This window comes from Streptomyces sp. NPDC008137, assembly GCF_042957035.1.
Lineage (GTDB): Bacteria > Actinomycetota > Actinomycetes > Streptomycetales > Streptomycetaceae > Streptomyces.
Genome location: NZ_JBIBHN010000011.1, coordinates 189,123 through 212,489 on the forward strand (window position 1 = coordinate 189,123; position 23,367 = coordinate 212,489).

Annotated in this window: 23 protein-coding genes and 1 pseudogene; 13 read left to right on the top strand and 11 right to left on the bottom strand. The window is 70.9% G+C overall.

Going from position 1 to position 23,367, the window contains the following annotated elements; genetic code table 11:
- Window positions 1–46: 46 nt before the first annotated feature.
- A complete protein-coding gene (locus ACFZBT_RS20315) occupies window positions 47–541 on the top strand; it encodes a carboxymuconolactone decarboxylase family protein (RefSeq protein ID WP_391105282.1) in 495 nt (164 codons plus the stop codon).
- Between the two features lie 110 nt (window positions 542–651).
- Here ACFZBT_RS20315 and ACFZBT_RS20320 read toward each other — a convergent pair whose 3' ends face one another.
- The 3 genes from ACFZBT_RS20320 to ACFZBT_RS20330 form a co-directional block, all read right to left on the bottom strand.
- On the bottom strand, window positions 652–2,142 hold the full coding sequence (locus ACFZBT_RS20320) for a glutamate synthase small subunit (protein WP_391105284.1): 1,491 nt from the start codon (window positions 2,140–2,142) through the stop codon (window positions 652–654).
- Window positions 2,143–2,247: 105 nt separating this feature from the next.
- A complete protein-coding gene (locus ACFZBT_RS20325) occupies window positions 2,248–2,727 on the bottom strand; it encodes an anthrone oxygenase family protein (protein WP_391105286.1) in 480 nt (159 codons plus the stop codon).
- A gap of 221 nt (window positions 2,728–2,948) precedes the next feature.
- A complete protein-coding gene (locus ACFZBT_RS20330) occupies window positions 2,949–3,632 on the bottom strand; it encodes a DUF2293 domain-containing protein (protein ID WP_391105288.1) in 684 nt (227 codons plus the stop codon).
- 171 nt (window positions 3,633–3,803) lie between these two features.
- Here ACFZBT_RS20330 and ACFZBT_RS20335 point away from each other — a divergent pair, with 171 nt between their 5' ends.
- Together ACFZBT_RS20335 and ACFZBT_RS20340 are read left to right on the top strand one after the other, a co-directional pair.
- On the top strand, window positions 3,804–4,436 hold the full coding sequence (locus ACFZBT_RS20335) for a uridine kinase (RefSeq protein WP_391105290.1): 633 nt from the start codon (window positions 3,804–3,806) through the stop codon (window positions 4,434–4,436).
- Window positions 4,437–4,630: 194 nt separating this feature from the next.
- On the top strand, window positions 4,631–5,056 hold the full coding sequence (locus ACFZBT_RS20340; RefSeq protein ID WP_391105292.1) for a CBS domain-containing protein: 426 nt from the start codon (window positions 4,631–4,633) through the stop codon (window positions 5,054–5,056).
- Window positions 5,057–5,092: 36 nt separating this feature from the next.
- Here the strand turns inward: ACFZBT_RS20340 and ACFZBT_RS20345 are convergent, their stop codons facing one another.
- Complete coding sequence (locus tag ACFZBT_RS20345) at window positions 5,093–6,220, bottom strand: CorA family divalent cation transporter (protein WP_391105294.1); 1,128 nt, start codon at window positions 6,218–6,220, stop codon at window positions 5,093–5,095.
- Window positions 6,221–6,478: 258 nt separating this feature from the next.
- Here ACFZBT_RS20345 and ACFZBT_RS20350 point away from each other — a divergent pair, with 258 nt between their 5' ends.
- A complete protein-coding gene (locus ACFZBT_RS20350) occupies window positions 6,479–7,273 on the top strand; it encodes a methyltransferase domain-containing protein (protein WP_391105296.1) in 795 nt (264 codons plus the stop codon).
- 32 nt (window positions 7,274–7,305) lie between these two features.
- Here the strand turns inward: ACFZBT_RS20350 and ACFZBT_RS20355 are convergent, their stop codons facing one another.
- Window positions 7,306–8,211, bottom strand: coding sequence for a PfkB family carbohydrate kinase (locus ACFZBT_RS20355; protein ID WP_391105298.1), 906 nt, complete (start codon window positions 8,209–8,211; stop codon window positions 7,306–7,308).
- A 59-nt stretch (window positions 8,212–8,270) separates the two neighbouring features.
- Window positions 8,271–9,176 carry a pseudouridine-5'-phosphate glycosidase gene (locus tag ACFZBT_RS20360; RefSeq protein WP_391105333.1) on the bottom strand — a complete coding sequence of 302 codons (906 nt, stop codon included), beginning with the start codon at window positions 9,174–9,176 and terminating at the stop codon, window positions 8,271–8,273.
- Window positions 9,177–9,278: 102 nt separating this feature from the next.
- Here ACFZBT_RS20360 and ACFZBT_RS20365 point away from each other — a divergent pair, with 102 nt between their 5' ends.
- A complete protein-coding gene (locus ACFZBT_RS20365) occupies window positions 9,279–9,707 on the top strand; it encodes a VOC family protein (protein ID WP_391105300.1) in 429 nt (142 codons plus the stop codon).
- Between the two features lie 14 nt (window positions 9,708–9,721).
- Here the strand turns inward: ACFZBT_RS20365 and ACFZBT_RS20370 are convergent, their stop codons facing one another.
- Together ACFZBT_RS20370 and ACFZBT_RS20375 are read right to left on the bottom strand one after the other, a co-directional pair.
- Window positions 9,722–10,276: a methylated-DNA--[protein]-cysteine S-methyltransferase gene (locus tag ACFZBT_RS20370; protein ID WP_391105302.1), complete on the bottom strand. Its 555-nt coding sequence runs from the start codon at window positions 10,274–10,276 to the stop codon at window positions 9,722–9,724.
- 97 nt (window positions 10,277–10,373) lie between these two features.
- Window positions 10,374–11,246 (bottom strand): glycerophosphodiester phosphodiesterase family protein, encoded by an 873-nt coding sequence (locus tag ACFZBT_RS20375; RefSeq protein WP_391105304.1) that lies wholly within the window; start codon window positions 11,244–11,246, stop codon window positions 10,374–10,376.
- 287 nt (window positions 11,247–11,533) lie between these two features.
- Here ACFZBT_RS20375 and ACFZBT_RS20380 point away from each other — a divergent pair, with 287 nt between their 5' ends.
- The 7 genes from ACFZBT_RS20380 to ACFZBT_RS20410 all read left to right on the top strand — a co-directional run bounded on the left by ACFZBT_RS20380 (window position 11,534) and on the right by ACFZBT_RS20410 (window position 20,229).
- Window positions 11,534–12,406 (top strand): MHYT domain-containing protein, encoded by an 873-nt coding sequence (locus ACFZBT_RS20380; RefSeq protein ID WP_391105306.1) that lies wholly within the window; start codon window positions 11,534–11,536, stop codon window positions 12,404–12,406.
- 40 nt (window positions 12,407–12,446) lie between these two features.
- Entirely contained in the window at window positions 12,447–14,594 is a 2,148-nt protein-coding gene (uvrB, locus tag ACFZBT_RS20385; RefSeq protein WP_391105308.1) for an excinuclease ABC subunit UvrB, read from the top strand.
- Window positions 14,595–14,733: 139 nt separating this feature from the next.
- Entirely contained in the window at window positions 14,734–15,312 is a 579-nt protein-coding gene (locus ACFZBT_RS20390) for a TerD family protein (protein WP_215122167.1), read from the top strand.
- A 76-nt stretch (window positions 15,313–15,388) separates the two neighbouring features.
- Complete coding sequence (locus tag ACFZBT_RS20395; protein WP_391105310.1) at window positions 15,389–17,401, top strand: TerD family protein; 2,013 nt, start codon at window positions 15,389–15,391, stop codon at window positions 17,399–17,401.
- 230 nt (window positions 17,402–17,631) lie between these two features.
- Window positions 17,632–18,633, top strand: a complete 1,002-nt coding sequence (locus tag ACFZBT_RS20400; protein ID WP_391105312.1) for a TerC/Alx family metal homeostasis membrane protein — start codon at window positions 17,632–17,634, stop codon at window positions 18,631–18,633.
- A 129-nt stretch (window positions 18,634–18,762) separates the two neighbouring features.
- Window positions 18,763–19,065 (top strand): hypothetical protein, encoded by a 303-nt coding sequence (locus tag ACFZBT_RS20405; protein WP_391105314.1) that lies wholly within the window; start codon window positions 18,763–18,765, stop codon window positions 19,063–19,065.
- Window positions 19,066–19,128: 63 nt separating this feature from the next.
- Window positions 19,129–20,229, top strand: coding sequence for a calcium:proton antiporter (locus tag ACFZBT_RS20410; protein WP_391105316.1), 1,101 nt, complete (start codon window positions 19,129–19,131; stop codon window positions 20,227–20,229).
- Here the strand turns inward: ACFZBT_RS20410 and ACFZBT_RS20415 are convergent.
- Complete coding sequence (locus ACFZBT_RS20415) at window positions 20,219–21,511, bottom strand: MFS transporter (protein ID WP_391105318.1); 1,293 nt, start codon at window positions 21,509–21,511, stop codon at window positions 20,219–20,221. The two genes, ACFZBT_RS20410 and ACFZBT_RS20415, sit on opposite strands and share 11 nt — an antisense overlap.
- A 93-nt stretch (window positions 21,512–21,604) precedes the next feature.
- Window positions 21,605–22,651: an LD-carboxypeptidase gene (locus ACFZBT_RS20420; RefSeq protein ID WP_391105320.1), complete on the bottom strand. Its 1,047-nt coding sequence runs from the start codon at window positions 22,649–22,651 to the stop codon at window positions 21,605–21,607.
- 103 nt (window positions 22,652–22,754) lie between these two features.
- Here ACFZBT_RS20420 and aroQ point away from each other — a divergent pair, with 103 nt between their 5' ends.
- On the top strand, window positions 22,755–23,228 hold the full coding sequence (aroQ, locus tag ACFZBT_RS20425) for a type II 3-dehydroquinate dehydratase (RefSeq protein ID WP_391105322.1): 474 nt from the start codon (window positions 22,755–22,757) through the stop codon (window positions 23,226–23,228).
- 60 nt (window positions 23,229–23,288) lie between these two features.
- Here aroQ and ACFZBT_RS20430 read toward each other — a convergent pair.
- Window positions 23,289–23,367: pseudogene (locus tag ACFZBT_RS20430) on the bottom strand (IS5/IS1182 family transposase); the annotation flags it as partial.

The window sequence follows — 23,367 nt, forward strand, 5'->3', positions numbered from 1 at the left end:
GAAATGCACCCTACAGCGGGTCTTTGTGCCTCGTAGGTTGAGGGACATGACGACGAACACGATCACGAACACGACGCGGGCGCACTCGACGGGAACAGCCCGGCTGGAGTTCGCCAAGGCCGCTGCGAAGGCCTTCCGGGCCCTCATCGCCCTCGACGCCGCCGCCCGCGAGGGCCTGGACCCGGCCCTCGTCGAACTGATCCAGATCCGTGCCTCGCACCTCAACCACTGCGCGTACTGCCTCCACATGCACACCAACGACGCCCGCAAGGCCGGTGAGAGCGAGGACCGGCTGCACATGGTCGCCGTCTGGCGCGAGGCCCGCCACTTCTTCACCGAGCGGGAACAGGCGGCCCTCGCTCTCACGGAGGCGATGACCCTCGTCGCCGACGCCGGCGTCCCGGACGACGTCTACGCGCAGGCCGCGTCCCTCTTCGAGGAACGGGAACTGGCCCAGGTCATCGCCCTGATCTGCACCATCAACACCTGGAACCGGGTGGCGCTGTCCACGGCGAAGGTGGCGGGCACTGACGAGCGGTGACAGCGGTGACCGCCTTCCGAGCGGTCGTCCTTCCGGGCCACCCTGGAGCGGTCGTCCTGCCGGAGCACCCTGGAGCGGTCGTCGTTCCGGAGCACCCTGGAGCGGTCGTCCTAGACCACCATGGGCCGGTCGTACGGCCCGATCGGTGACGGCAGCCGCGAACTGCCCGTCAGATGACGGTCGACCGCGGCCGCCACGGCCCGCCCCTCGGCGATCGCCCAGACGATGAGCGACTGCCCCCGGGCGGCGTCGCCCGCGGCGAACACTCCGGGCACGTTCGTGGCGAAACCGGCGTCGCGCGCGACGGTCCCGCGGGGCTCCATGGCCAGCCCCAGCTGGTCGACGAGCCCGTCCTGCCGGTCGGGCCCGGAGAAGCCGAGGGCGAGCAGCACGAGGTCGGCGGGGAGCGTCCGCCCGGTGCCCTCCACCGGGCGGCGCCGCGTGTCCACCTCGACCAGGTGCAAAGACCGCACATGTCCCTCCGCGTCGCCGTCGAAGCGCAGCGTGGACGCCGCGAACAGCCGTGCGTCCGCGTCGGCGACCGGAGCGGTCCGCAGATCACGGGCCTCCTCGTGCGCGGCGGACAGCCGGTAGATCCGCATCGGATACGTCGGCCAGGGCTCGGCGTCCTCGTCGCGCTGCGCCTCCGGAAGCGCGTAGATGTCCAGCTGGGTCACCGACGCGGCACCCTCCCGGACGGCCGTGCCCAGGCAGTCCGCCCCGGTGTCGCCGCCGCCGACGATGACGACGTGCTTCCCGGCGGCCGACAGCGGGGAGGCCTCCAGATCGCCCGCGCACACCCGGTTGGAAAGCGGCAGGTACTCCATCGCCTGGTGCACCCCCGTCAGCTCCCGCCCCGGTACCGTCAGTTCACGCCACGCGGTCGCCCCCGTGGCGAGCACCACGGCGTCGTAGCGTGTCCGAAGCTCAGCGGCCCCGATGTCCTGCCCGACCGACGTCGACGTACGGAACTTGGTCCCCTCGGCCCGCATCTGCTCCAGCCGCCGCTCCAGATGGTGCTTCTCCATCTTGAACTCGGGGATGCCGTACCGCATCAGCCCGCCGGGCCGGTCGGCCTTCTCGTACACCGCGACCGTGTGCCCGGCCCGGGTCAGCTGCTGGGCCGCGGCCAGCCCGGTGGGCCCCGAACCGATCACCGCGACCGTCTTGCCGGACAGCCGCTCCGGCGGCCTCGGCGGCGCGAAGCCCTCCTCCCACACCCGGTCGGCGATCGCGCACTCGACGTTCTTGATGGTGACGGCCGGCTGGTTGATCGCCAGCACACACCCCGCCTCGCACGGCGCCGGGCACAACCGGCCGGTGAACTCCGGGAAATTGTTCGTGGCGTGCAGCCGGTCGGCGGCCGCCCGCCAGTCCTCCCTCGACACCAGGTCGTTCCACTCGGGGATCAGATTGCCCAGCGGGCAGGCCTCGTGGCAGAAGGGGATGCCGCAGTCCATGCAGCGATCCGCCTGCTTGCTGATGATCGGCAGCAGCGCCCCGGGGACGTAGACCTCGTCCCAGTCCCGCACCCGCTCCTCGACCGGCCGCCGCGGCCAGTCCTGGCGGGGGGTGGTCATGAAACCCTTGGGATCGGCCATGGCCGTCTTCCTTGCGTGCGCGTGTGACAGGCCGTGCGTCGTCGGGCGGTACTTCCTCCGGCCACGATACGTCCGCCTCCGGGGCGCTGCCCGTCGCCACGGCCGTCAGGTGAGCGCCAGCACGTACGCCAGCGCCGCCCCGGCCGAAGCGGCCGTGCGGACGTGGTTCCACATCGTCCACTCGCGCACATACGCCGGCCAGTACGCGGCCGCCTCCGACGTGCCCGGGTCCAGCTTGAGCAGCGCGTCGTTGCGCGGCACGTTCGCGACCATGGTGAGCCCGAACGAGCCGAACAGATACAGCGCGCTGCCCACCAGCAGCTCCACCGTCCCCTCCTCCGGCCACAGCACGAACGTCACCACGGCGATCACCGCGCACAGCACCGCCGACCCGAGGAACACGACCATGAAGGGCGGCGTCACAGCGGCCACGTTGATCGCGTTCATCGCGGCGACCCCCTGCATGGGCGGCAGCGTGGCCAGGCCCCGCATGACGAAGGTCGAGAAGCCGCAGAACACCCCGGCCACCAGGCCGGTCCCGAGCACACCCAGCACCGTCAGTACGAAGTACGGTCCGTCGATCATGTCAGCCTCTCCCGCCCGTCCAGCCGGGATCCTGCCCGGCACCCTTCCTCACCACAAGTGAATTCCCGTACGAGCACAGTGACCATGGCTGATCGGCGCGGGGCCGTAAGCGATCGTCCACGATCCACCGGACGGCCGTGCCCACCGGACGACACCGGGCCGAGTGCCGAGTGCCGTCTGCCGTCTGCCGTGTGGCGGCATGCCGTCGCGGCGGTGCCGGATCACCCGGCGGAACCGAGCCCCGCCTCGGCCCACCCTCTCAGCACCGTCTCCACCGCCGCCGCGATCCGCCGTCGCGCCTCGTGTCGCGGCACCCCGCTCATCAGCAGCCGGTCGTACGGCGTGTCCAGATGCCGCACGGACGCCACGACCGCCGAGGCCACCGCGCCCTCGGTCAGCGCCCGTCCCGCCGCACTGCGGCCCACCCGTCCGCTGCCGCGCTCCGAGGCGTGTGCGGCGATGGCCTGTGCCCGGTCGGCGGGGCATCCGGGATACAGCCGCCGTATCTCCGCCGTGAACGCCAGAGCGAGCAGCTCGTCCTGGGCCGCCCGCCGCCGCGCGTCCCGCGCCCGGCGCCGCCGCCGTGCCTCGGCGTCCGCGAGACATCGCTGCTCGGCCTTGACCAGCGCCTCCTCCTCGACCAGGACGCCCTGCCGTTCGTAACGGCTCTTGCGCCGGTTGAACCGCACCACCACCGCCGACAGGGTGCTCTCCTCCCGCGATCTGCGCGTCAGGGCCGTGTCGCCGCTCGGCAGGAACACCAGATGCCCGAGGTCGGCACAGTCGAGGCAGCGCGGGGCACGGTCCTCCAAGGTGAGCAGGGGCAGCGGCCCTCGCCGGCACTCGGCGCAGTACCGGCCCTTGAGAGGCTGGAAGACGAGGAGCCCGGTGAGGGGCGGAAGCATCGCGCGCGGGACCATACGTGGTTCATTCCCCCTGACGACGGGACGAACTACGCCCGCCACGACCGACCCCGGCCGTCTCGACGCCGCCTTCCCGAGGCCTGCCCCTCCCCGGTGTCCGAGGAGCCCGCGGGCGCGACAGCTCCTGCCCCGGCCTGACGCATCATGGGCTGTGTGCGACTCGAAGCGATCACCTGGGACCGGCTCGGCGACCTGCTCGCCGAGCGCCTCCTCGACCTGAAGCCCGCCGACGGCGCTCCCTCGCCGCGCGTCGCCTTCGACGGCGCCCCGGCCGCCCGCCCGGGAGATCTCGCTCAGCGTGTCTCCGAGGCCCTGCGCGTACGAGGCCGCTCGTCGCTCGTCGTGGGTACGGAGGGCTTCCTGCGCCCCGCCTCGGTGCGTCTGGAGTACGGCCACCGGGACGTGGAGGCCTATTACAACGGCTGGTACGACACCGGCGCACTGTGGCGCGAGGTGTTCGGCCCTCTCGAAACCGGCGGCGACGGCCGCGTCCTGCCTGACCTGTGGGACCCAACCGCCGACCGCGCCACACGCAGCCCCTACGTCGAACTCCCGCCCGGTGGTGCCCTGTTGCTGCACGGACCCTTCCTCCTTCGGCACTGGTTCCCCTTCGACCTGAGTGTTCACGTCCTGCTCTCCCCGGGTGCCCTGCGCCGCCGCACGCCCGAGACCGAGCACTGGACCCTCCCGGCCTTCGAGCGCTACGAGCACGAGACGGACCCGGCCGGCACGGCCGACGTCCTGGTACGGGCCGATGATCCGCGCCATCCGGCGTGGAGCGGTTGAGCGGCTGCTCGCGGTTGCGTGGGAGCGGAGGGTGCCGGGTTCGGCATCCCGTGACGGCTTCGGCTTCCGTGTGCGGGCATCCGGCGGATGGGGCTTCCGTGTGCGGGCATCCGGCGGCGCGGCGAGAATGAAGGGCGTCGGGACTCGCGGTGCGTCCCGCGCCGCGCCGGCCGTCCGGCATCGGGAGGTACTCCATGACCACCGCCGGAGACATCATGCACCGCGGCGCCCGGTGGATCCCCGCGCACGAAACCCTCGACCGCGCCGCCCAGCTCATGCGCGAACTGAACGTCGGCGCCCTGCCCATCAGCGACGAGAACGAGCGGCTCTGCGGCATCCTCACCGACCGCGACATCGTCGTCGGCTGCGTCGCCATGGGGCACGACCCCGCCAGGATCACCGCGGGTGAGATGGCCAAGGGCACCCCGCGCTGGATCGACGCGAACGCCGATGTCGGCGAAGTGCTCCGTGAGATGCGGGAGCACCAGATCCGCAGGCTGCCCGTGATCCAGGACAAGCGCCTGGTCGGCATGATCAGCGAAGCCGACCTGGCCCGGCACCTGGCGGACGACCAGATCGCCTCCTGGGCCGAGAGCGTCTACTCCACCACCACCCGCTGACCCCCGTGGGTCACTCCCCGCGCGTCACGGCCCGGGTCAGAGCCAGCCGCTGCGCCGGAACGCCCGGTACAGCGTCACGCACGCGACGGATATGACGCCGAGGACCATGCCGTAGCCGTACCGCCAGTGCAGCTCCGGCATGTGCTCGAAGTTCATGCCGTACACCCCGCAGACCATCGTGGGCACGGCGATGATCGCGGCCCATGCCGTGATCTTCCGCATGTCCTCGTTCTGCGCGACCGTGACCTGCGCCAGGTGGGCCTGCAGAATGGAGTTGAGCAGTTCGTCGAAGGCGGCGATCTGCTCCTTCGCCCGCAGCAGATGGTCCGAGACGTCGCGGAAGTACGCCTGTATCTCCGGGTCGACCGCTCGGATCGGCCGGGTGGCGAGATCCTCCAGCGGGCGGCTGAGCGGCACCACGGCCCGCTTCAGCTCGAGCAGTTCGCGCTTGAGCTGGTAGATGCGTCCCGGGTCCGCTCGCGCACCGGTCTCCGCGAAGACATCGGTCTCGACATGGTCGATGTCCGCCTGCATCGAGTCCGTGACGGTCAGGTAGTCGTCGACCACGTGGTCCGCGATCGCGTGCAGCACCGCGGACGGGCCCTTGGCCAGCTGGCCGGGATCGGACTCCAGCTCCTCGCGCAGCGGGCCCAGCGAGCCGTGCCGGCCGTGCCGGACCGTGATCACGAAGTCCCCGCCGACGAACACCATGATCTCGCCGGTGTTCACCACCTCGCTCGTGGCGGTCAGTTCCTCGTGCTCGACGTAGCAGACCGTCTTGAACACCGCGAAGAGCGTCTCTCCGTACCGCTCCAGCTTGGGGCGCTGGTGGGCCTCGACGGCGTCCTCGACGGCCAGCGGGTGCAGGTCGAAGAGCTCGGCGATGCCCGCGAACTCCTGGTCGGTCGGCTCGTGCAGTCCGAGCCAGACGAAACCCTCCCGGCTCTTGCGCACCCGCTCCACGACATCCACCAGATCGCCGCGCGTGGGGGTGCGGACACCGTCCCGGTACGTCACGCAGTTCACCACCGAGGAGCCCAGCGGGGAGCGGGCCGGGTGACTCAGGTCGACGCGCGGGCGCCGCCTGGCCAGCCGAGCCACCTTGCGAAGGCCACCGACCCCGCCGAGGCTCGTGACCTTCCGCAGATTCCCTGCCATGGACATCCGGATCTCCTTGTATGGAACTCCTCGCGCCGTTCCTGCGCCTTGGCGCGCCAGTCTGCCAGGCCCACGTGAGCTGCGGGTAAGCCTGTGGAAACGACCCATTCCACTTTGTTCCCGGCTGTGGACGAACGACTCGCCGGTGCCGCCGCTCCGAGACATCGACGCGGGCCGGCGCGGGTGCGGTTCTCACCGCCGGAGCGTCGACTTACCGGAGCGTCGACGATTACGAACAAGTAAGACAAATGGGATGATCGCGGCATGACGCGAACCGATGGGCACCTCCTCGACAACCGGCGGACCGAGGCGGCCGAGCACTTCAGCGCCTTCGCCGCGCTCTTCGACCCCACGACGTTCCGGCATCTCGAAGCACTCGGCGTCGGATCCGGCTGGCGGTGCTGGGAGGTAGGCGCCGGCGGTCCGTCGGTGGTGTCCTGGCTGGCCAAGAAGGTCGGCCCGACCGGACGCGTCGTCGCGACCACCACCGACACCGCACGGCTCGCCCGGGGCGCCCGGCCGCCCGTCGAGGTCCGCGTCCACGACCTCGGCGCCCAGGACCCGCCGGGGGAGGGCTTCGACCTGGTGCACGCCCGCCTCGCCCTGGTCCATGTCACCGACCGCAAACGGGCGTTGCGGTCCATGGCCGACTCTCTGTGCCCCGGTGGGCGCCTCCTCGTCGAGGATGTCGACCCCGCCCTGCAGCCCCTGCTCTGTCCCGACGAGCACGGCCCCGAGCAGCAGCTCGCGAACCGGCTGCGGCACAGCTTCCGCAAACTGCTCGCCGACCGCGGGACCGACCTCCCCTGCGGCCGAACCCTCCCGCGCCTGCTCCGGGAGGCCGGCCTGACCCGAGTCCAGGCCGACGCCTACTTCCCCATCGCCTCACCGGCCTGTGCGGCCCTGGAGTCCGCCACGGTCCGCCAGATCCGCGACCAGCTGGTCACCGCGGGCCTCGCCACGGACCAGGACATCCAGCGGCACCTCACGAACGTGACGTCCGGCGCGCTCGACCTCACGACGCCACCGATGATCTCGGCGTGGGGACGCAAGCAGTAGCGCCTCCGCCGGGCAGGGAGGTCTGCCCCGCCTCAGCCAGGCAGAGGCGGCCTCCCGCCCACCCGCTCCACCGCCAGCGCACCCGCCCGGCAGCCCTCCTCCGCCGCCTCCTCCGGCCCGGCACCCGCGAGCAGGGCGCTGAGGAACGTGCCAGTGAAGGCGTCACCGGCGCCCGTGGTGTCCCGCGGCGTCGCGGGGGCGGCGGGAACGCGGGCGCACACCTTCCCCGAGCGGGCCACGAGTGCCCCCTCGCGCCCCTGCTTGGCGACGACCAGCGGGATGCGCAGGCTCAGCTCGGCCGCGGCGTCGGCCGCGTCGGCCAGCCCCGTCAGCAGGCACGCCTCGTCCCGGCTCGGCAGCAGTACATCCACGCCCTCGACGAGCGTCAGGAAGCGCTCGACGCCCAGCCCTGGGAGGAACCCGGCCGACGCCGGGTCCAGACTCACCGGTACGCCCCGCGCGCGTGCCGCCTTCAGAGCCACCGCCGCAAGGGCGCGACTCGTCTCGGAGAACAGGAGGTAGCCCGACAGATGCAGCCGGGCCACCCCGTCGAGCAGCGCGTCCGACCAGTCGGCCGGTTCGAGCCGCGACGAGGCGCCGCTGTCGGTGAGGAAGGTCCGCTCCGCCGAGGCGTCCCGGTCCACCAGGCAGATCACCATGCCGGTCGGCGCCCGTGCGTCGATCACGAGCCGCGGGCGCACGCCGTGGGCCGCCAGTTCACGCTCGTGCCAGGCGGCCGCGTCCGCGCCCACGCGCCCGAACAGCCGAACCTCGGCCCCGCCCCGGTGTGCCGCCCAGCACGCCACATTGGCGCCCGCCCCGCCGGGCACCGTCCGGATCGAGGCAGCCGTGTCCGTGCCCGCCGCCAGCGACCCCCGGTGCCGCGCGACGACATCGGTGATGACATCCCCGACCACCAGCAGCGCCGCACCCTCCACGGACCGCTCCTCACGTCCCGTGGGGTGACCCCCGGCCCCTGCCCCGTCCCCGGCTCCGGTCACCCCCGGGCCCAGGCCGTCGCGATCCGCGCCGCCAGGCGCACATTGCCGCGGACCGCCGCCAGATTGGCGCTCAGCGAGGCCCCGTCGGTGTGCCGCACCAGATGGTCGAGCAGGAACGGCGTGACCGCCTGGCCGGTGACCCCCTCCTCCTGGCACGCGTGCAGCGCGTCCGCGAGCACACGCGCGTGCAGCTCCGGATCGAGCTGCTCCTCCTCGGGGACGGGGTTGGCGACGATCAGCGCCGACTCCGGCTCGCCGAGTGCGTCCTGGGCCCGCATGACGTCCGCCACCTGCTCCGGCGTCCGCAGCGTCCAGTCCACCGGATGCCCCGAGTCGGACAGATAGAAGCCCGGGAACCGGTCGGTGTCGTACCCGGCAACCGCGACCCCCAGCGTCTCCAGCCGTTGCAGGGTCGCCGGTACATCCAGGATCGACTTCACCCCGGCACACACCACGGTGATCCGCTTCCGTGCCAGCAGCCCCAGATCGGCCGACTCGTCCTGCGTCGCCGTCCATTCCCGGTGCACCCCGCCGAGCCCGCCGGTCGCGAACACCCGGACCCCCGCCAGCGCCGCCAGCAGCGCGGTGGCCGAGACGGTGGTCGCCCCGCTGGCCCCGGAGGCCACCGCGAGCGGCAGATCGCGATGGCCCAGCTTGCGCATCCGGTCCTCGTTGGCGACCCGCTCCAGCTGCTCCTTGCCCAGTCCGACATGGGGCCGCCCGTCCAGCACGGCGATCGTCGCGGGCACGGCCCCATCCTGCCGCACGACCGCCTCCAGCTCCAGAGCCACCTGGAGGTTGCGCGGCCGAGGCAGCCCGTGGGCGATGATCGTGGACTCCAGGGCCACCACGGGCTGCCGCGCTTCGAGCGCCGTCCGTACCTCTTCCGACATCACCAGCACCACGCGTCTGCCTCCTGTCAGTCGGTCCTCCCTCATCTCTGGCGGGCGGCGCGCCGGGCCAAACCCTTGCGGGCTGTCACGGAGGTCACGAGCCTGGAGTGCATGACGGACCACACAGCACGTCTCGACCACGTCGTCCTCTGGGTGCGCGACCCGGTCGCCGCCGCCGACTTCTACGAGAAGGCCGTCGGCATGGAGCCGCTCAGGCTCACCGAGTTCGCCGCGGGCCAGGTGCCGTTCCCCTCCGTGCGCGTCAACGACGAGACCATCCTCGACCTCATGCCGCTGAACTTCGCCGAACGCATGACCATGCTGCCCGGCGCCGCGGACAGTGCGGGCCACCCCGTCAACCACGTCTGCCTGTCCCTGCCCCGCGGCGACTTCGACGCCCTTCTCGGCCGGCTCGAGGAACGCGCCGTACCAGTGTCCGAACTCTCGTACGACTCCTTCGGGGCTCGCGGCAAGGCCACCCGCAGCTTCTACTTCCGGGACCCGGACGGCAACGTCTTCGAGGCGCGGCACTACGACTGACCAGGCCCGGGACCTCAGAAGAGAGGCTCGGGCAGCACCCCTTCCAGGGCGAGCAACCGCCGCTTGGTCTCCAGGCCGCCCCCGAAGCCGCCGATGCCGCCGCCGCTCTCGACGACCCGGTGGCAGGGCACCACCACCGGCAGCGGGTTGGCGCCCATCGCCATGCCCACGGCCTGGGCGGCGCCCGGCTGGCCGACCCGCCCGGCCAGATCGCCGTACCCCACGACCGTGCCGTACGGCACACCCGAGGCCAGTTCGCGCAGGACCTCGCGGTTGAAGCCGGAGATCAGCGACCAGTCCAGCGGCAGGTCGAAGTCGCGTCGCTCACCCGCGAAGTACGCCGCGATCTGACGTATCGCCTCGGCGAGCATCGGGGAGCCGGGATCCTCGACGGGCTCGGTGCCGAGGCGCGACGCCAGCCGCTCGACCGCCCGGTCCCGTACCGTGTCCGTGGCATGGAACACGACGCTGACCAGGCCCTCGCGGGTAGCGGCCAGCAGCAGCGGACCGATACCGCTGTCGACGACGCTCCACACGACCCGCTGCTCGACCTGCCCATGGCTGTCCATGCGCCCACCGTACGACCCGCCACTGACAACGCCGCCGCGGCGGGAAGGCCGACAGGCGGCAACCGGCTGCCGGCCCTCCCGCCGCTCGGGCGACGGATCACCCGCCCACGGCCTCCCGCACCACATCCGGCTTGTTCGTGATGATCCCGTCGACGCCGTACCGGGCGACCCGCTGGGCCGTGGCCGCGTCGTCGACCGTCCAGGTGAAGACCTCCAAGGGCCTGCCGTGCGGTCCGTCGAACGCCTGGACGGCGGAGACGTACGCCGTGGAGAGCGAGCCGTGCGACGGGTTGATCTGGTCGGCGAAGCCGGCGTAGGCGGACAGCTCCGGGACCGGGGGCGTCCCCAGGAAGCCGGTCTTCACGCCGGGCTTCAGCTCGTGGACCGTCCGGACGGTGTCCGCGCTGAAGCTCTGCACGATCAGCCGGCCCGCCAGATGCGACTGGTCCAGCCAGCCTTCGTTGCTGAGCACCTTGAGCGTCTGGCGCTCTATGCCCGGATACAGCTCCGGGTTCTTGATCTCCAGGAGAAGCTTCTGGTGGTGCCGCTCGACTCGGTCCACGAACTGCTCCAGCGTCGGCACGCGCGCACCCGCGTAGTCGGCGCCGAACCAACTGCCCGCGTCGAGGCGGGCGATCTCTGAGGCCGTGAAGTCCTTCACCTTCCAGGGGGCCCGGTCGGGGAAGACCTCCTCGGCGTCGGTGGTGCGCCGCAGGTTGTCGTCGTGGACGACGACCAGCTCGCCGTCCCTGGTCTGCTGGACGTCGTTCTCCACCCAGGGGATGCCCAGCTCTGCCGCCTTGTCCACGGCGGCCAGCGTGTTCTCGGGCGCGTACGCGGAAGCGCCCCGGTGGGCGATGACCAGCGGCGCCACACCGGCGTCGGCGGCCCCGGCGGGGGAGGCGGGGACGAGGAGAGCGGCGGTCCCCAGGAGTGCGGTGGTGGAGGCGGCAACAGCGCGCGCGTGCATGCGTACTCCTCGCGTGAGCGTTCGGCGTCATCACAGACAGATCAACTGTGACAGCAGAGGGTCAACGCGAGAGGGGTGCAGGATGGCCACAGGTTGAACGCAGATGACCCAACTCCGCTCACTGGTGCCGCACAACTGGGGTAAGGCCGTGTTTCTTTGCCGGAAAGTCGTTCGACCATTCCGGTGGGAGTCATACTCTCTGCGTCAACCCTGACCGCTCGTGCGGTCCTGGGAGGGGGCGCACATCGGGAATTCCGGGACGTAAAGGGCGGGAAGGGCAGCCGCGCATGCAGGGCACGGTCGACGGATTCAGCTACGGCCTGGTCACACCCCTGGTGGCCTACCTCATGGCCTGCCTCGGCGGCGCCCTGGGGCTGCGGTGCACCACCAGATCCATGCTGGTCGCCCAGTCGTGGCGCCCCGGCTGGCTCGCCCTCGGCTCGGCCGCCATCGGCTCCGGCATATGGACCATGCACTTCGTGGCGATGATGGGGTTCACGGTCCAGGAGACCCCGATCCGCTACGACAAGTCGATGACCTTCGCGAGCCTCGCCGTGGCCATCGTCATGGTGGGTATCGGCGTCTTCATCGTGGGCTACAAGGGAGCCCGGGGAACGGCCCTGTTCACCGGGGGCACCATCACCGGTCTGGGCATCGCGTCGATGCACTACCTCGGCATGGCCAGCATGCGCCTGGACGGGAAGCTGGAGTACAACACCGTCACCGTCGGCATCTCCGTCGCGATCGCCATGTGTGCCGCCACCGCGGCACTGTGGGCGGCCGGCCAGGTCCGGGGGTTCCTGTGGAGCGTGGGCGCCAGCCTCGTCATGGGGCTTGCCGTCAGCGGCATGCACTACACCGGCATGGCCGCCCTCGACGTCCACCTCCACGGCACCGCCGCACCCACCTCGGGAGAGTCGCCGGCGGCCCTGCTCGCGCCCATGCTGATAGGCCCGCTCGCCTTCCTCCTGCTCGCGGGTGTCGTGGTGATGTTCGACCCGCTGATGGTCATGGGGAAGCCCACCGTCGCGCCCGTCGAGCACAAGCCCGGCATCCCCGCGCACACCCACAGCGCCGTCCAGCACTCCGCGCATCGGCTGCGGTTCCGCCCCCGCCGCCCCGTGGAGCACGGCCGCTCCCGGACCCCGCAGAATCGCTGATCGGAGTCCGTTGTCAGTGCGGGGTCGTACGGTGGATTCCATGCGGCCCGTTTCCCAGATCGAACGCACGGTGGCGCCCTTCGAGGTCGTCAGCCCCTACCAGCCGAACGGCGACCAGCCGACGGCCATCGCCGATCTCGCCCGGCGCGTCCAGGCAGGCGAGAAGGACGTCGTCCTGCTCGGCGCGACCGGCACCGGCAAGTCCGCCACCACCGCGTGGATGATCGAGAAGCTCCAGCGCCCCACCCTCGTGATGGCGCCGAACAAGACACTGGCCGCCCAGCTGGCGAACGAGTTCCGCGAGCTGCTCCCGAACAACGCCGTCGAGTACTTCGTCTCGTACTACGACTACTACCAGCCCGAGGCGTACGTCCCGCAGTCGGACACCTACATCGAGAAGGACTCCTCGATCAACGAGGAGGTCGAGCGGCTGCGCCACTCCGCGACCAACTCGCTGCTCACCCGCCGCGACGTCGTGGTGGTCGCCTCGGTCTCCTGCATCTACGGCCTCGGTACGCCGCAGGAGTACGTGGACCGCATGGTCCCCCTCAGGGTCGGCGACGAGTTCGACCGGGACGAGCTGCTGCGCCGCTTCGTGGACATCCAGTACACGCGCAACGACATGGCCTTCACCCGCGGCACCTTCCGCGTCCGCGGAGACACCATCGAGATCTTCCCGGTCTACGAGGAGCTGGCCGTCCGCATCGAGATGTTCGGCGACGAGATCGAGGCGCTCTCCACCCTCCACCCGCTCACCGGCGAGATCATCAGCGACGACCAGCAGCTGTACGTCTTCCCGGCCTCCCACTACGTCGCGGGGCCCGAGCGCCTCGAGCGGGCGGTCAACGACATCGAGAAGGAGCTGGGCGAGCGCCTCTCGGAACTGGAAAAGCAGGGCAAGCTCCTGGAGGCCCAGCGCCTCAGGATGCGAACCACCTACGACATCGAGATGCTCCGCCAGATCGGCTCCTGCTCCGGCGTCGAGAACTACTCGATGCACTTCGACGGCCGCCTGCCCGGCTCCCCGCCCAACACCCTGCTGGACTACTTCCCGGACGACTTCCTCCTCGTCATCGACGAGTCGCACGTCACGGTGCCCCAGATCGGCGCCATGTACGAAGGCGACGCCTCCCGCAAGCGCACCCTCGTCGACCACGGCTTCCGGCTGCCCTCCGCCCTGGACAACCGCCCCCTGAAGTGGGAGGAGTTCCAGGAGCGCATCGGCCAGACGGTCTACCTGTCGGCCACTCCCGGAAACTACGAGCTCTCCCGCGGCGACGGCGTCGTCGAGCAGATCATCCGCCCCACCGGCCTCGTCGACCCGGAGGTCGTCGTCAAGCCCACCGAGGGCCAGATCGACGACCTGGTCCACGAGATCCGGACCCGCACCGAGAAGGACGAGCGCGTCCTGGTCACCACGCTCACCAAGAAGATGGCCGAGGATCTCACGGACTACTTCCTGGAGCTGGGCATCCAGGTGCGCTATCTGCACAGCGACGTCGACACCCTGCGCCGCGTCGAGCTGCTGCGTGAGCTGCGCTCCGGCGAGTACGACGTGCTCGTCGGCATCAACCTCCTGCGGGAGGGCCTCGACCTGCCCGAGGTGTCCCTGGTGGCGATCCTGGACGCCGACAAGGAGGGCTTCCTGCGCTCCGGCACCTCCCTGATCCAGACCATCGGCCGCGCCGCGCGAAACGTCTCGGGCCAGGTCCACATGTACGCCGACAAGATCACCCCGGCGATGGAGAAGGCCATCGACGAGACCAACCGGCGCCGGGAGAAGCAGATCGCGTACAACACGGAACAGGGCATCGACCCCCAGCCCCTCCGCAAGAAGATCAACGACATCGTCGCCCAGATCGCCCGCGAGGACATCGACACCGAGCAGCTGCTCGGCTCGGGCTACCGGAAGGGGCGCAAGGACGGCGGGGGCGCCAAGGCGCCCGTGCCCTCTCTGGGCGGCAAGGCCGCCGACGGGGCCAAGCCCGCCAAGGGCAAGGGCAAGGCCAAGGAGACGGTGCCGACCGACCGTCCCGCGGCCGAACTCACCGAGCAGATCGAGGAACTCACCACGCGCATGCGGGCCGCCGCCGCGGACCTCCAGTTCGAGATCGCGGCCCGCCTGCGCGACGAGGTCTCCGAGATGAAGAAGGAACTGCGCCAGATGAAGGAGGCGGGCCTGGCCTGACAGCGGACCGCGTATGCGCAGTGTTGCAAGACCGACACAAAGCGCCGACGGGGGTACGTCCCTGTCAGCGCCCCTGCGTAGGGTTCTGGGCAACCGCGAATGCGCGGCAACAGGGGACGTTCGAGAGGGGAATCAGCGCGTGACCGTCAACATGACCAAGGGTCAGGCCATCAGTCTGCAGAAGAACGACGGCGGCAGCCTGACCGCGGTGCGGATGGGTCTCGGCTGGCAGGCGGCTCCCCGGCGCGGCCTGTTCGGCTCCCGGACGCGCGAGGTCGACCTCGACGCCTCCGCCGTCCTGTTCGCGGACAAGCAGCCGGTCGACGTCGTCTTCTTCCGCCACCTGGTGAGCGACGACGGCTCGGTGCGCCACACCGGCGACAACCTCGTCGGCGGTGTCGGCCAGGGCGGCGACGACGAGGCCATCCTCGTCGACCTCTCCCGCGTCCCGGTCCACATCGACCAGATCGTCTTCACCGTGAACTCCTTCACGGGCCAGACGTTCCAGGAGGTGCAGAACGCGTTCTGCCGCCTGGTCGACGAGACCAACGGCCAGGAACTCGCCCGCTACACCCTGGCCGGCGGCGGCCAGTACACGGCCCAGATCATGGCGAAGGTGCACCGCTCGGGCTCGGGCTGGTCGATGACGGCCCTGGGCAACCCGGCCAACGGCCGTACCTTCCAGGACCTCATGCCGACGATCCTGCCCGTCCTCTAGGGCCACAGGGCAACCGCTCGGGGCGGGCCGGCGAGCGGCACACGACACCACACAACGACACAGGGGGACGAAGGCGATGACGGCCGAGCTGGTGCGGGGGCAGAACCACCCGCTCTCCCAGGCCCGTCTCGAGATCCGGGTCTCGGCCGGCACGCCGATCGTGGCCGCCGCCGCGCTCAGCGACGAGACCGGCAGGATCCAGGGCGTGGATTGGGTGGCCCATCCGGGCGCACCCACCCAGCCCGGTCTCGAGGTCTCCCGGCAGGCCGCCGCCGACCACCGCCTCGCGGTGGACCTGGACGCCCTGCCGGAGGCCGTCCACCGCGTCGGAGTGCTGCTCGCCCTGCCCGCAGGAGGGGCGGGCCCGGTCCGCTTCGGCGCCGTCGCCGCCCCGTTCGTCGCCGTCACCGGCCTCGACGGCGGCGAGATCGCCAGTTACACCCTCACCGGCCTGGAGACCGAGTCGGCCGTGGTCGCCCTGGAGCTCTACCGCCGACAGGGCGCCTGGAAGGTGCGCGCGGTCGGCCAGGGCTATGCGGGCGGCCTCGCCGAACTCCTCACCGACCAGGGGCTGCCCCAGGCCCGGCAGCTCGCGGGCGGCATCGACGAGGCGGTGTCCCAGGGACTGGCCCGCTCGGTGCAGGCGCCCCCGCCGCGCAGCGCGGACGGCGACCGTTCCCGCCGGACGGCGGCCCCGGCCCTGGGCCCGGACCAGGGCGGCACCGCGCCTCAGCCCGGGCCGGTACCACCGATGTCCCCGTACGGTGGGCAGACGCCGGGCGGGCCGGGGCAGTCCGGACCGCAGCCGTCGGCGTACACCGGCGCCGCGCCGGACCCGTCCTCCGTCACCCAGCCGTCCGCGCCTGCCCCGGCCGGCCCGATCGACTACAGCCACCCCGGTCGCCGGAACGCCGCCCCGCCCCCGCCTCCGCCCACCGCACCCCCCGCCGCGCCCGGGCAGCCCGCCTTGCCCGTGGCGGGCGACGCGACCGGCTGGTCCATGGACGAGCGGCTCTACAACCAGGTGTGGGGCATGTTCGAGGACCTGGCCCGCACCACCGCCGCCTACCGCAGCGCCGTGGACTTCGCCGAGTCCCGTATGGACAAGGAGCTCGAGCAGGTCCTGTCCGACCCGCGCAGCCGACTCGGCGGGCAGGGGGACGCCGCGCGCGAGGCGGCCCGTGCCCGGCACGAACAGCTCGTCGCCCAGGCCAGGGAGGCCCTCGACCGGGACATCGCCCAGCTCACGGCCGAGGCCGACATCGTCGAACCTGCCCTGCCACCGGCGTACGCCCGCTGGGACAACCCCGTGTGGCATGCCTACCGGCCGCCGATGGAGATCCCCATGGCGCTGCGGCTGGGCGACCTCCATCTCCCGGAGGCCGACCGGATCCGCATCCCGATGCTGGTCCGGCTGCCGCTGGAGCGCGGTCTGTGGATCGACAGCGGCCACACCGGATCGTCCGACGGTTCGTTCACCGACTCGCACGCCATGGGACTTCTCGCCATGGAGGCGGCGGTCGGGCACGCGGCCCGGCTGCTCGCCGTCCATCCGGCGGGTGAGTTCACCGTTCATGTCATCGACCCGGCCGGCTCGGGGGCGCAGCCGCTGGCACCTCTCGTGCGGAGCGGTGTGCTCGCGGCCCCGCCCGCGCTCGGCGCCGCAGGGGTGGCGGACGTGCTGGGGCGGCTCACCCAGCGGGTCGACCTGGTGCAGATGGCGGTGCGGGGAGGCGCCGCAGACTCCCTGCCGTCCGGCTTCGACACCTCGCAGCAACTGCTGATCGTCAACGACTTCCCGCACGGCTTCGACGACCGTGCCGTGAACCAGCTGCGCTACCTCGCCGACGAGGGCCCCGCCTTCGGCGTCCACCTGATGATGGTGGCCGACCGCGAGGAGTCCTCCGGATACGGGCCTTTGCTCGACCCGCTGTGGCGTTCGCTGCTGCGACTGACCCCGGTGCCCGACGACCACCTCGCCGACCCGTGGGTCGGCCACGCCTGGACGTACGAGCCGTCGCTCGTGCCGACCGGCAGCCAGGTCCTCCAGCGGGTGCTCAGCCAGGTCGCGGCCACCCGTACCAAGTAGATGTAAAGCCTTCTGACCTGGGATTTTGATCCTAATTTTGCCAAGCGCTTTACCTTTTCTTGGTGATGAGGGTACTGTTGTCGGCACGGAGGGGAGTACTCCCTGTCTGCTGCGACGTACCCGTCAATACGGATCAGGCCAGATCCCGGGGCGTCGGCCCATCCTTGGGTGGAAGAGACCTCCGGCAGCGACGACGCTGACATTTGCCGTTAACGACTGCCGGAGGCGCAGTGGATGTTTCCGTGACCCTATGGGTCCTGACGATCGTGGGCCTCGCCGCCCTGATCGCGGTCGACTTCTTCATCGGCCGCAAACCGCACGACGTGTCGATCAAGGAAGCCGGGATCTGGACGGTCGTCTGGATCGTGCTTGCCGCGCTCTTCGGGCTCGGTCTGCTGATGTTCGGCGGCGGCCAGCCCGCCGGTGAGTTCTTCGCGGGGTTCATCACCGAGAAGTCGCTGAGCGTCGACAACCTCTTCGTCTTCGTCCTGATCATGGCGAAGTTCGCGGTGCCATCGCAGTACCAGCAGCGCGTCCTTCTGATCGGCGTCCTCATAGCCCTGGTCCTGCGGGCCATCTTCATCGCGGCCGGTGCGGCGATCCTCGCCAGCTTCTCGTGGGTGTTCTACATCTTCGGCGCCTTCCTGATCTGGACCGCCTGGAAGCTCATCCAGGAGGCCCGGGCCGACGAGGAGGACGAGGAGTTCGAGGAGAACAAGCTGCTCAAGGCCGCCGAGCGCCGGTTCGGTGTGGCCGACCGCTACCACGGCACCAAGCTGTGGATCCAGGAGAACGGCAAGCGGGTCATGACCCCGATGCTGGTCGTGATGCTCGCGATCGGCTCCACCGACGTGCTGTTCGCCCTCGACTCCATCCCCGCGATCTTCGGCCTGACCCAGGACCCGTACATCGTGTTCACGGCCAACGCGTTCGCCCTGATGGGTCTGCGCCAGCTGTACTTCCTCATCGGCGGCCTGCTGAAGAAGCTGGTCCACCTGAGCTACGGCTTGTCGATCATCCTGGGCTTCATCGGCGTGAAGCTGGTGCTGCACGCCCTGCACGAGTCCGGGGTGCACGTCCCCGAGATCAGCATTCCGGTCTCGCTCGGTGTGATCTGCTCCGTCCTGATCGTCACCACGATCACCAGCCTGCGGGCTTCCAAGAAGCAGGCGGCGGCCGAGGCGGCGCAGGCGCAGAGCGGTAGTGCTCCGAAGGACAGCATCGACGTCTGACCGCGCCGGACGCAGTAACAACCATCACCGGGACCGGTGGTCGGCGAATTGCCGACTGCCGGTCACGGTGCTTGCTTGTTTCTGAACGCGTTCCCCGGCCTGGGGGCGCCGGGGCCGGCTGGAGGTGCCATGAAGTTCGTGCAGATCATCGACTTCGAGACCGAGCGCTTGGACGAGATGGAGCAGATTTTCAAGGACGCGGAGCGGCGCTCCGCCGGTCGGACGGGCGGCCCCACGCACCGCACGCTCCTGAAGGACCGCGACAACCCCCGCCGCTATCTCGCGCTGATCGAGTTCGAGTCGTTCGACGAGGCCATGCGCAACAGTGAGGACCCGGAGACCGGAAGGATGGCGGAGCGACTGGGCGCGCTGTGCATCGGCGAGCGGGTCTACACCAACTGCGACCTCCTGGACGCGAGCGAGCTCAAATAGCCCCCGGGACGGGCCCCGCGCGACCGGAGTGCGGGGCCCCCGTGCCTCTGCGACGATCACTGCATGATCGCTCGGCGCAGGCCGCTCACGGCACAGTGGACGACCTTGGTGCCCGTGCTCGCGGCGGTGCTGCTGGCCCTCACCTGGGGGCGCGATCTGCCTGCCGCTGTCGTCGCGCTGGTGACGCTGGTCCTGGCGGGAGCCGTTCTGTCCGCCGTCCACCACGCCGAGGTGGTGGCACACCGGGTCGGTGAGCCGTTCGGCTCCCTCGTGCTCGCGGTCGCCGTCACGATCATCGAGGTCGCCCTCATCGTCACCCTGATGGTCGACGGCGGGGACAAGAGCGCGACACTGGCCCGCGACACGGTCTTCGCAGCCGTGATGATCACCTGCAACGGCATCGTCGGCCTGTGCCTCCTGGCCGCCTCACTGCGGCACGGCACGGCCGTCTTCAACCCCGAGGGCACCGGCGCCGCACTCGCGACCGTCGCGACCCTGGCCACGCTCAGCCTGGTGCTGCCGACGTTCACCACGAGCAAGCCCGGCCCGGAGTTCTCCACCGTCCAGCTGACCTTCGCGGCGCTCTCCTCGCTGATCCTGTACGGCCTCTTCGTCGCGACGCAGACCGTGCGGCACCGTGACTACTTCCTGCCGATCACCCGGCAGGGCGACGTGATCACCGCCGAGGAGCACGCGGCGGCCCCGACCGCCCGCACCGCCCTGATCAGCCTGGGGCTGCTGGGCCTGGCGCTGATCGGCGTGGTCGGCCTGGCCAAGGGCGTCTCGCCCACCATCGAGTCCGGGGTGGAGGCCGCCGGGCTGCACCAGGCCGTGGTCGGTGTGATCATCGCGCTGCTGGTACTGCTCCCGGAGACCATCGCCGCGCTGCGCTCCGCACGCCGCGACCGTGTGCAGACCAGTCTGAACCTCGCCCTCGGCTCGGCCATGGCCAGCATCGGCCTGACCATCCCCGCCGTCGCGCTCGCGTCCGTGTGGCTGTCCGGCCCGCTCGTGCTCGGTCTCGGCGCCACGCACATGGTGCTGCTCGCCCTGACCGTGGTGGTGGCCTCCCTGACGGTGGTCCCGGGCCGGGCCACACCGCTCCAGGGCGGGGTCCATCTGGTGCTGTTCGCGGCGTACCTGGAACTGGCGGTCAACCCGTAGACGGCTCAGCCTCCATCTCCGCTCCAGCCTTCGACTCCACGGGCACCGGACGCGTCTCCGGCAGCAGGGCGAAGCACCCCAGGCTGAACAGGGCGATCGCCGTCAGATAGGCGGCCACGCCCCAGGGCACCCGCCCGCCCTGCTCGGCGAGCGCGGTCGCCGCGATGGGTGTGAGCGCGCCCCCGAGGACACCGCCGAGGTTGTAGCCGACGGCGGCGCCGGTGCAGCGCACCCGCGGCTCGTACAGCTCCGGCAGATACGCGGCGATCACGGCGAACATCGTGATGAACGAGAGCATCGCCCCGAGGAAGCCGAGGAACATCGGCAGCGGTCTGCCGGTGGCGAGGAGCGCGACCATCGGGAACATCCACAGGGCGGCCGCCGCACACCCGGCCAGGCACATGGGCCGGCGGCCGTAGCGGTCCCCGAGCATCGCCACCAGGGGTGTGAGCGCGCCCTTCACGAGCACCGCGCCCATGATGCAGGTCAGCATGACGCTGCGGCTCACCCCGAGCCGTTCCGTGCCGTAGGCGAGGGACCAGGTCGTCACGGCGTAGAAGATCGCGTAGCCGATCGCGAGCGCCCCGCCGGTCAGCAGGAGGAGGCGCCAGTGGTCGCGCAGGACCTCGACCAGCGGCACGCGCGCGTGGTCGTCGAGTTCGAGGAAGCTGGGGCTCTCGGCGAGCGACGAGCGCAGCCACAGCCCCACGATCGCCAGCACCCCCGCCGCCCAGAACGGCACCCGCCATCCCCACGCGGCGAACTGCGCCTCGGACAGCGTCGTCGACAGCCCCAGCACCACACCGTTGGCGAGCAGGAACCCCACGGCGGGCCCGACCTGCGGGAAGCTCGACCACAGCCCGCGCCGCCCGGCGGGCGCGTGCTCCACCGTCAGCAGCACCGCCCCGCCCCACTCCCCGCCGAGCCCCAGCCCTTGCAGGAAGCGCAGCACCAGGAGCAGCAGGGGAGCGAGCACGCCGATCGTGTCGTACGTGGGCACACAGCCGACCGCGACCGTGGAGGCGCCGGTCAGCAGCAGGGAGGCGACGAGGACCGGGCGTCGTCCGCGCCGGTCGCCGATGTGCCCGAACAGCACCGACCCGAGTGGCCGCGCCACGAAGCCCACGCCGAACGTCGCGAAGGCGGCCAGCGTCCCCGCCACCGGCGAGAAGGTCGGGAAGAACAGCGGCCCCAGGATGAGGGCCGCCGCGGTCCCGTAGACGAAGAAGTCGTAGAACTCGATGGCCGTGCCGGCGAGCGAGGCGGCCGCGAGGCGCGGCATGGAGGGTGCCCTTACGGTGCGTACGTCGTGCATGCCGCGTCAACTACCCACGGTGACGGCCGGTTACGGGGGCGTGCGGAGGTTCGGGGGCCCTCAGTAGGTGACCGTGATGCGCCGGTCCGGTCCGTCCACGCGCACGGCGCCCCCGTAGGGGATCACCAGTTGCGGATCCGTGTGCCCGAAGTCCACGTCGAAGACGATCGTGGTGTCGGGAGCGTAGGCGCGCATGGCGCGCAGGACCGCCTCACGCTGGTCGGAGGCGTAACGAGCCGCCTCCTCCGGGGTGTTGGGCCGCTCGAAGGACCACGTCTTCGGACGGCCCATCAGCAGCGCCGGAAAGCGTTGGAGCAGCCCCCGCTCGCCCATGTTGCGCAGCGTGCTGAAAACCTCCATCGCACTCGGCATGTCCTCCGAGGTCTCCAGCAGCAGCACCCCGCCGTCGTACTCGGACGGGTCGTGCGCGATCTCGCGGTCGGCCATCAGCAGCCACCCGATGATCTCCAGGCACCCGCCCCAACTGCGGCCCTCCACCACCCGGTCGGCGTTGAGCCAGGTCCAGCCGGTCCCGGGCCGGGTCTCCGGTTCGGCGTCGAAGGTCGCCGGATCCGCCCAGTCACGGTCGGTGTCACGCCACCGCTCGGCGGGCTTCAGTTCGTACGGGCCGGAGGTGAACAGCGCCGCCCGCAGGGAGTCGGCGGTCTGCGGGTGCATGGCACCGGGACGGCCCAGCTCGCACATGACGCTCCCGCCGTGGTAGCCGACGATGCCGCTGTTGCGCAGGAACGCGAGCAGGTTGGTGTTGTCACTCATTCCGAAGAACGGCTTCGGATTCGCCCGGATCAACTCCCGGTCCAGCAGCGGCAGCACGGTGATCTGGTCGTCCCCGCCGATCGACGCGATGACCGCCTTGATGTCCGGGTCGGCGAAGGCGGCGTGGATGTCGTCGGCCCGTTCCCGGGGTGAGGAGCCCATCCTGCGCGTCGCCGGGTACTCGACCGGCTCCAGCCCGAACTCCTTGCGCAGCCGTTCCAGCCCCAGCTCGTAGGGGAGCGGGAAGAGCCCCGGCAGCCCGGAGGAGGGCGAGATCACGGCGATACGGTCGCCGGGCGACGGCTTGGGCGGATAGGAGAGGCTCGTCATGCCGGGAGGCTACGGCCCGGCGCGCTGTCGGCGCACCGTGATAAACCGGGTGCGAGCAGCGGTCCGTCATGGGCCGCGCGACCCTGAACGGACCGGAGGAACCGTGCCCCGCACCCTGGCCAACGCCCCGATCATGATCCTCAACGGCCCCAATCTGAACCTGCTCGGCCAGCGTCAGCCGGAGATCTACGGCTCCGACACCCTCGCCGACGTGGAGGCCCTGTGCGCCAAGGCGGCGGCCGCGCACGGCGGCACGGTCGACTTCCGCCAGTCCAACCACGAGGGCGAGCTGGTGGACTGGATCCACGAGGCGCGGCTGAACCACTGCGGCATCGTGATCAACCCGGGTGCCTACTCGCACACCTCCGTCGCCATCCTGGACGCCCTCAACACCTGTGACGGCATGCCGGTGCTGGAGGTCCACATCTCCAACATCCACAAGCGCGAGTCGTTCCGGCACCACTCCTACGTCTCGCTGCGAGCCGACGGGGTCATCGCGGGCTGCGGCGTACAGGGCTACGTGTTCGGGGTGGAGCGCGTCGCGGCGCTGGCGGGGGCGGGACAGACGGACACCTAGACGCGACGCTGCCAGCGTTGCGCGATGTAAGCCCCGACGGCCATGGTCGTGTCCGCAATGTCAGGGGAGCCAGAGTTGTAGGCAGGCGATGGTGACCAGGGCCTGGTAGTGGCGGGCGAGTTTGTCGTAGCGGGTGGCC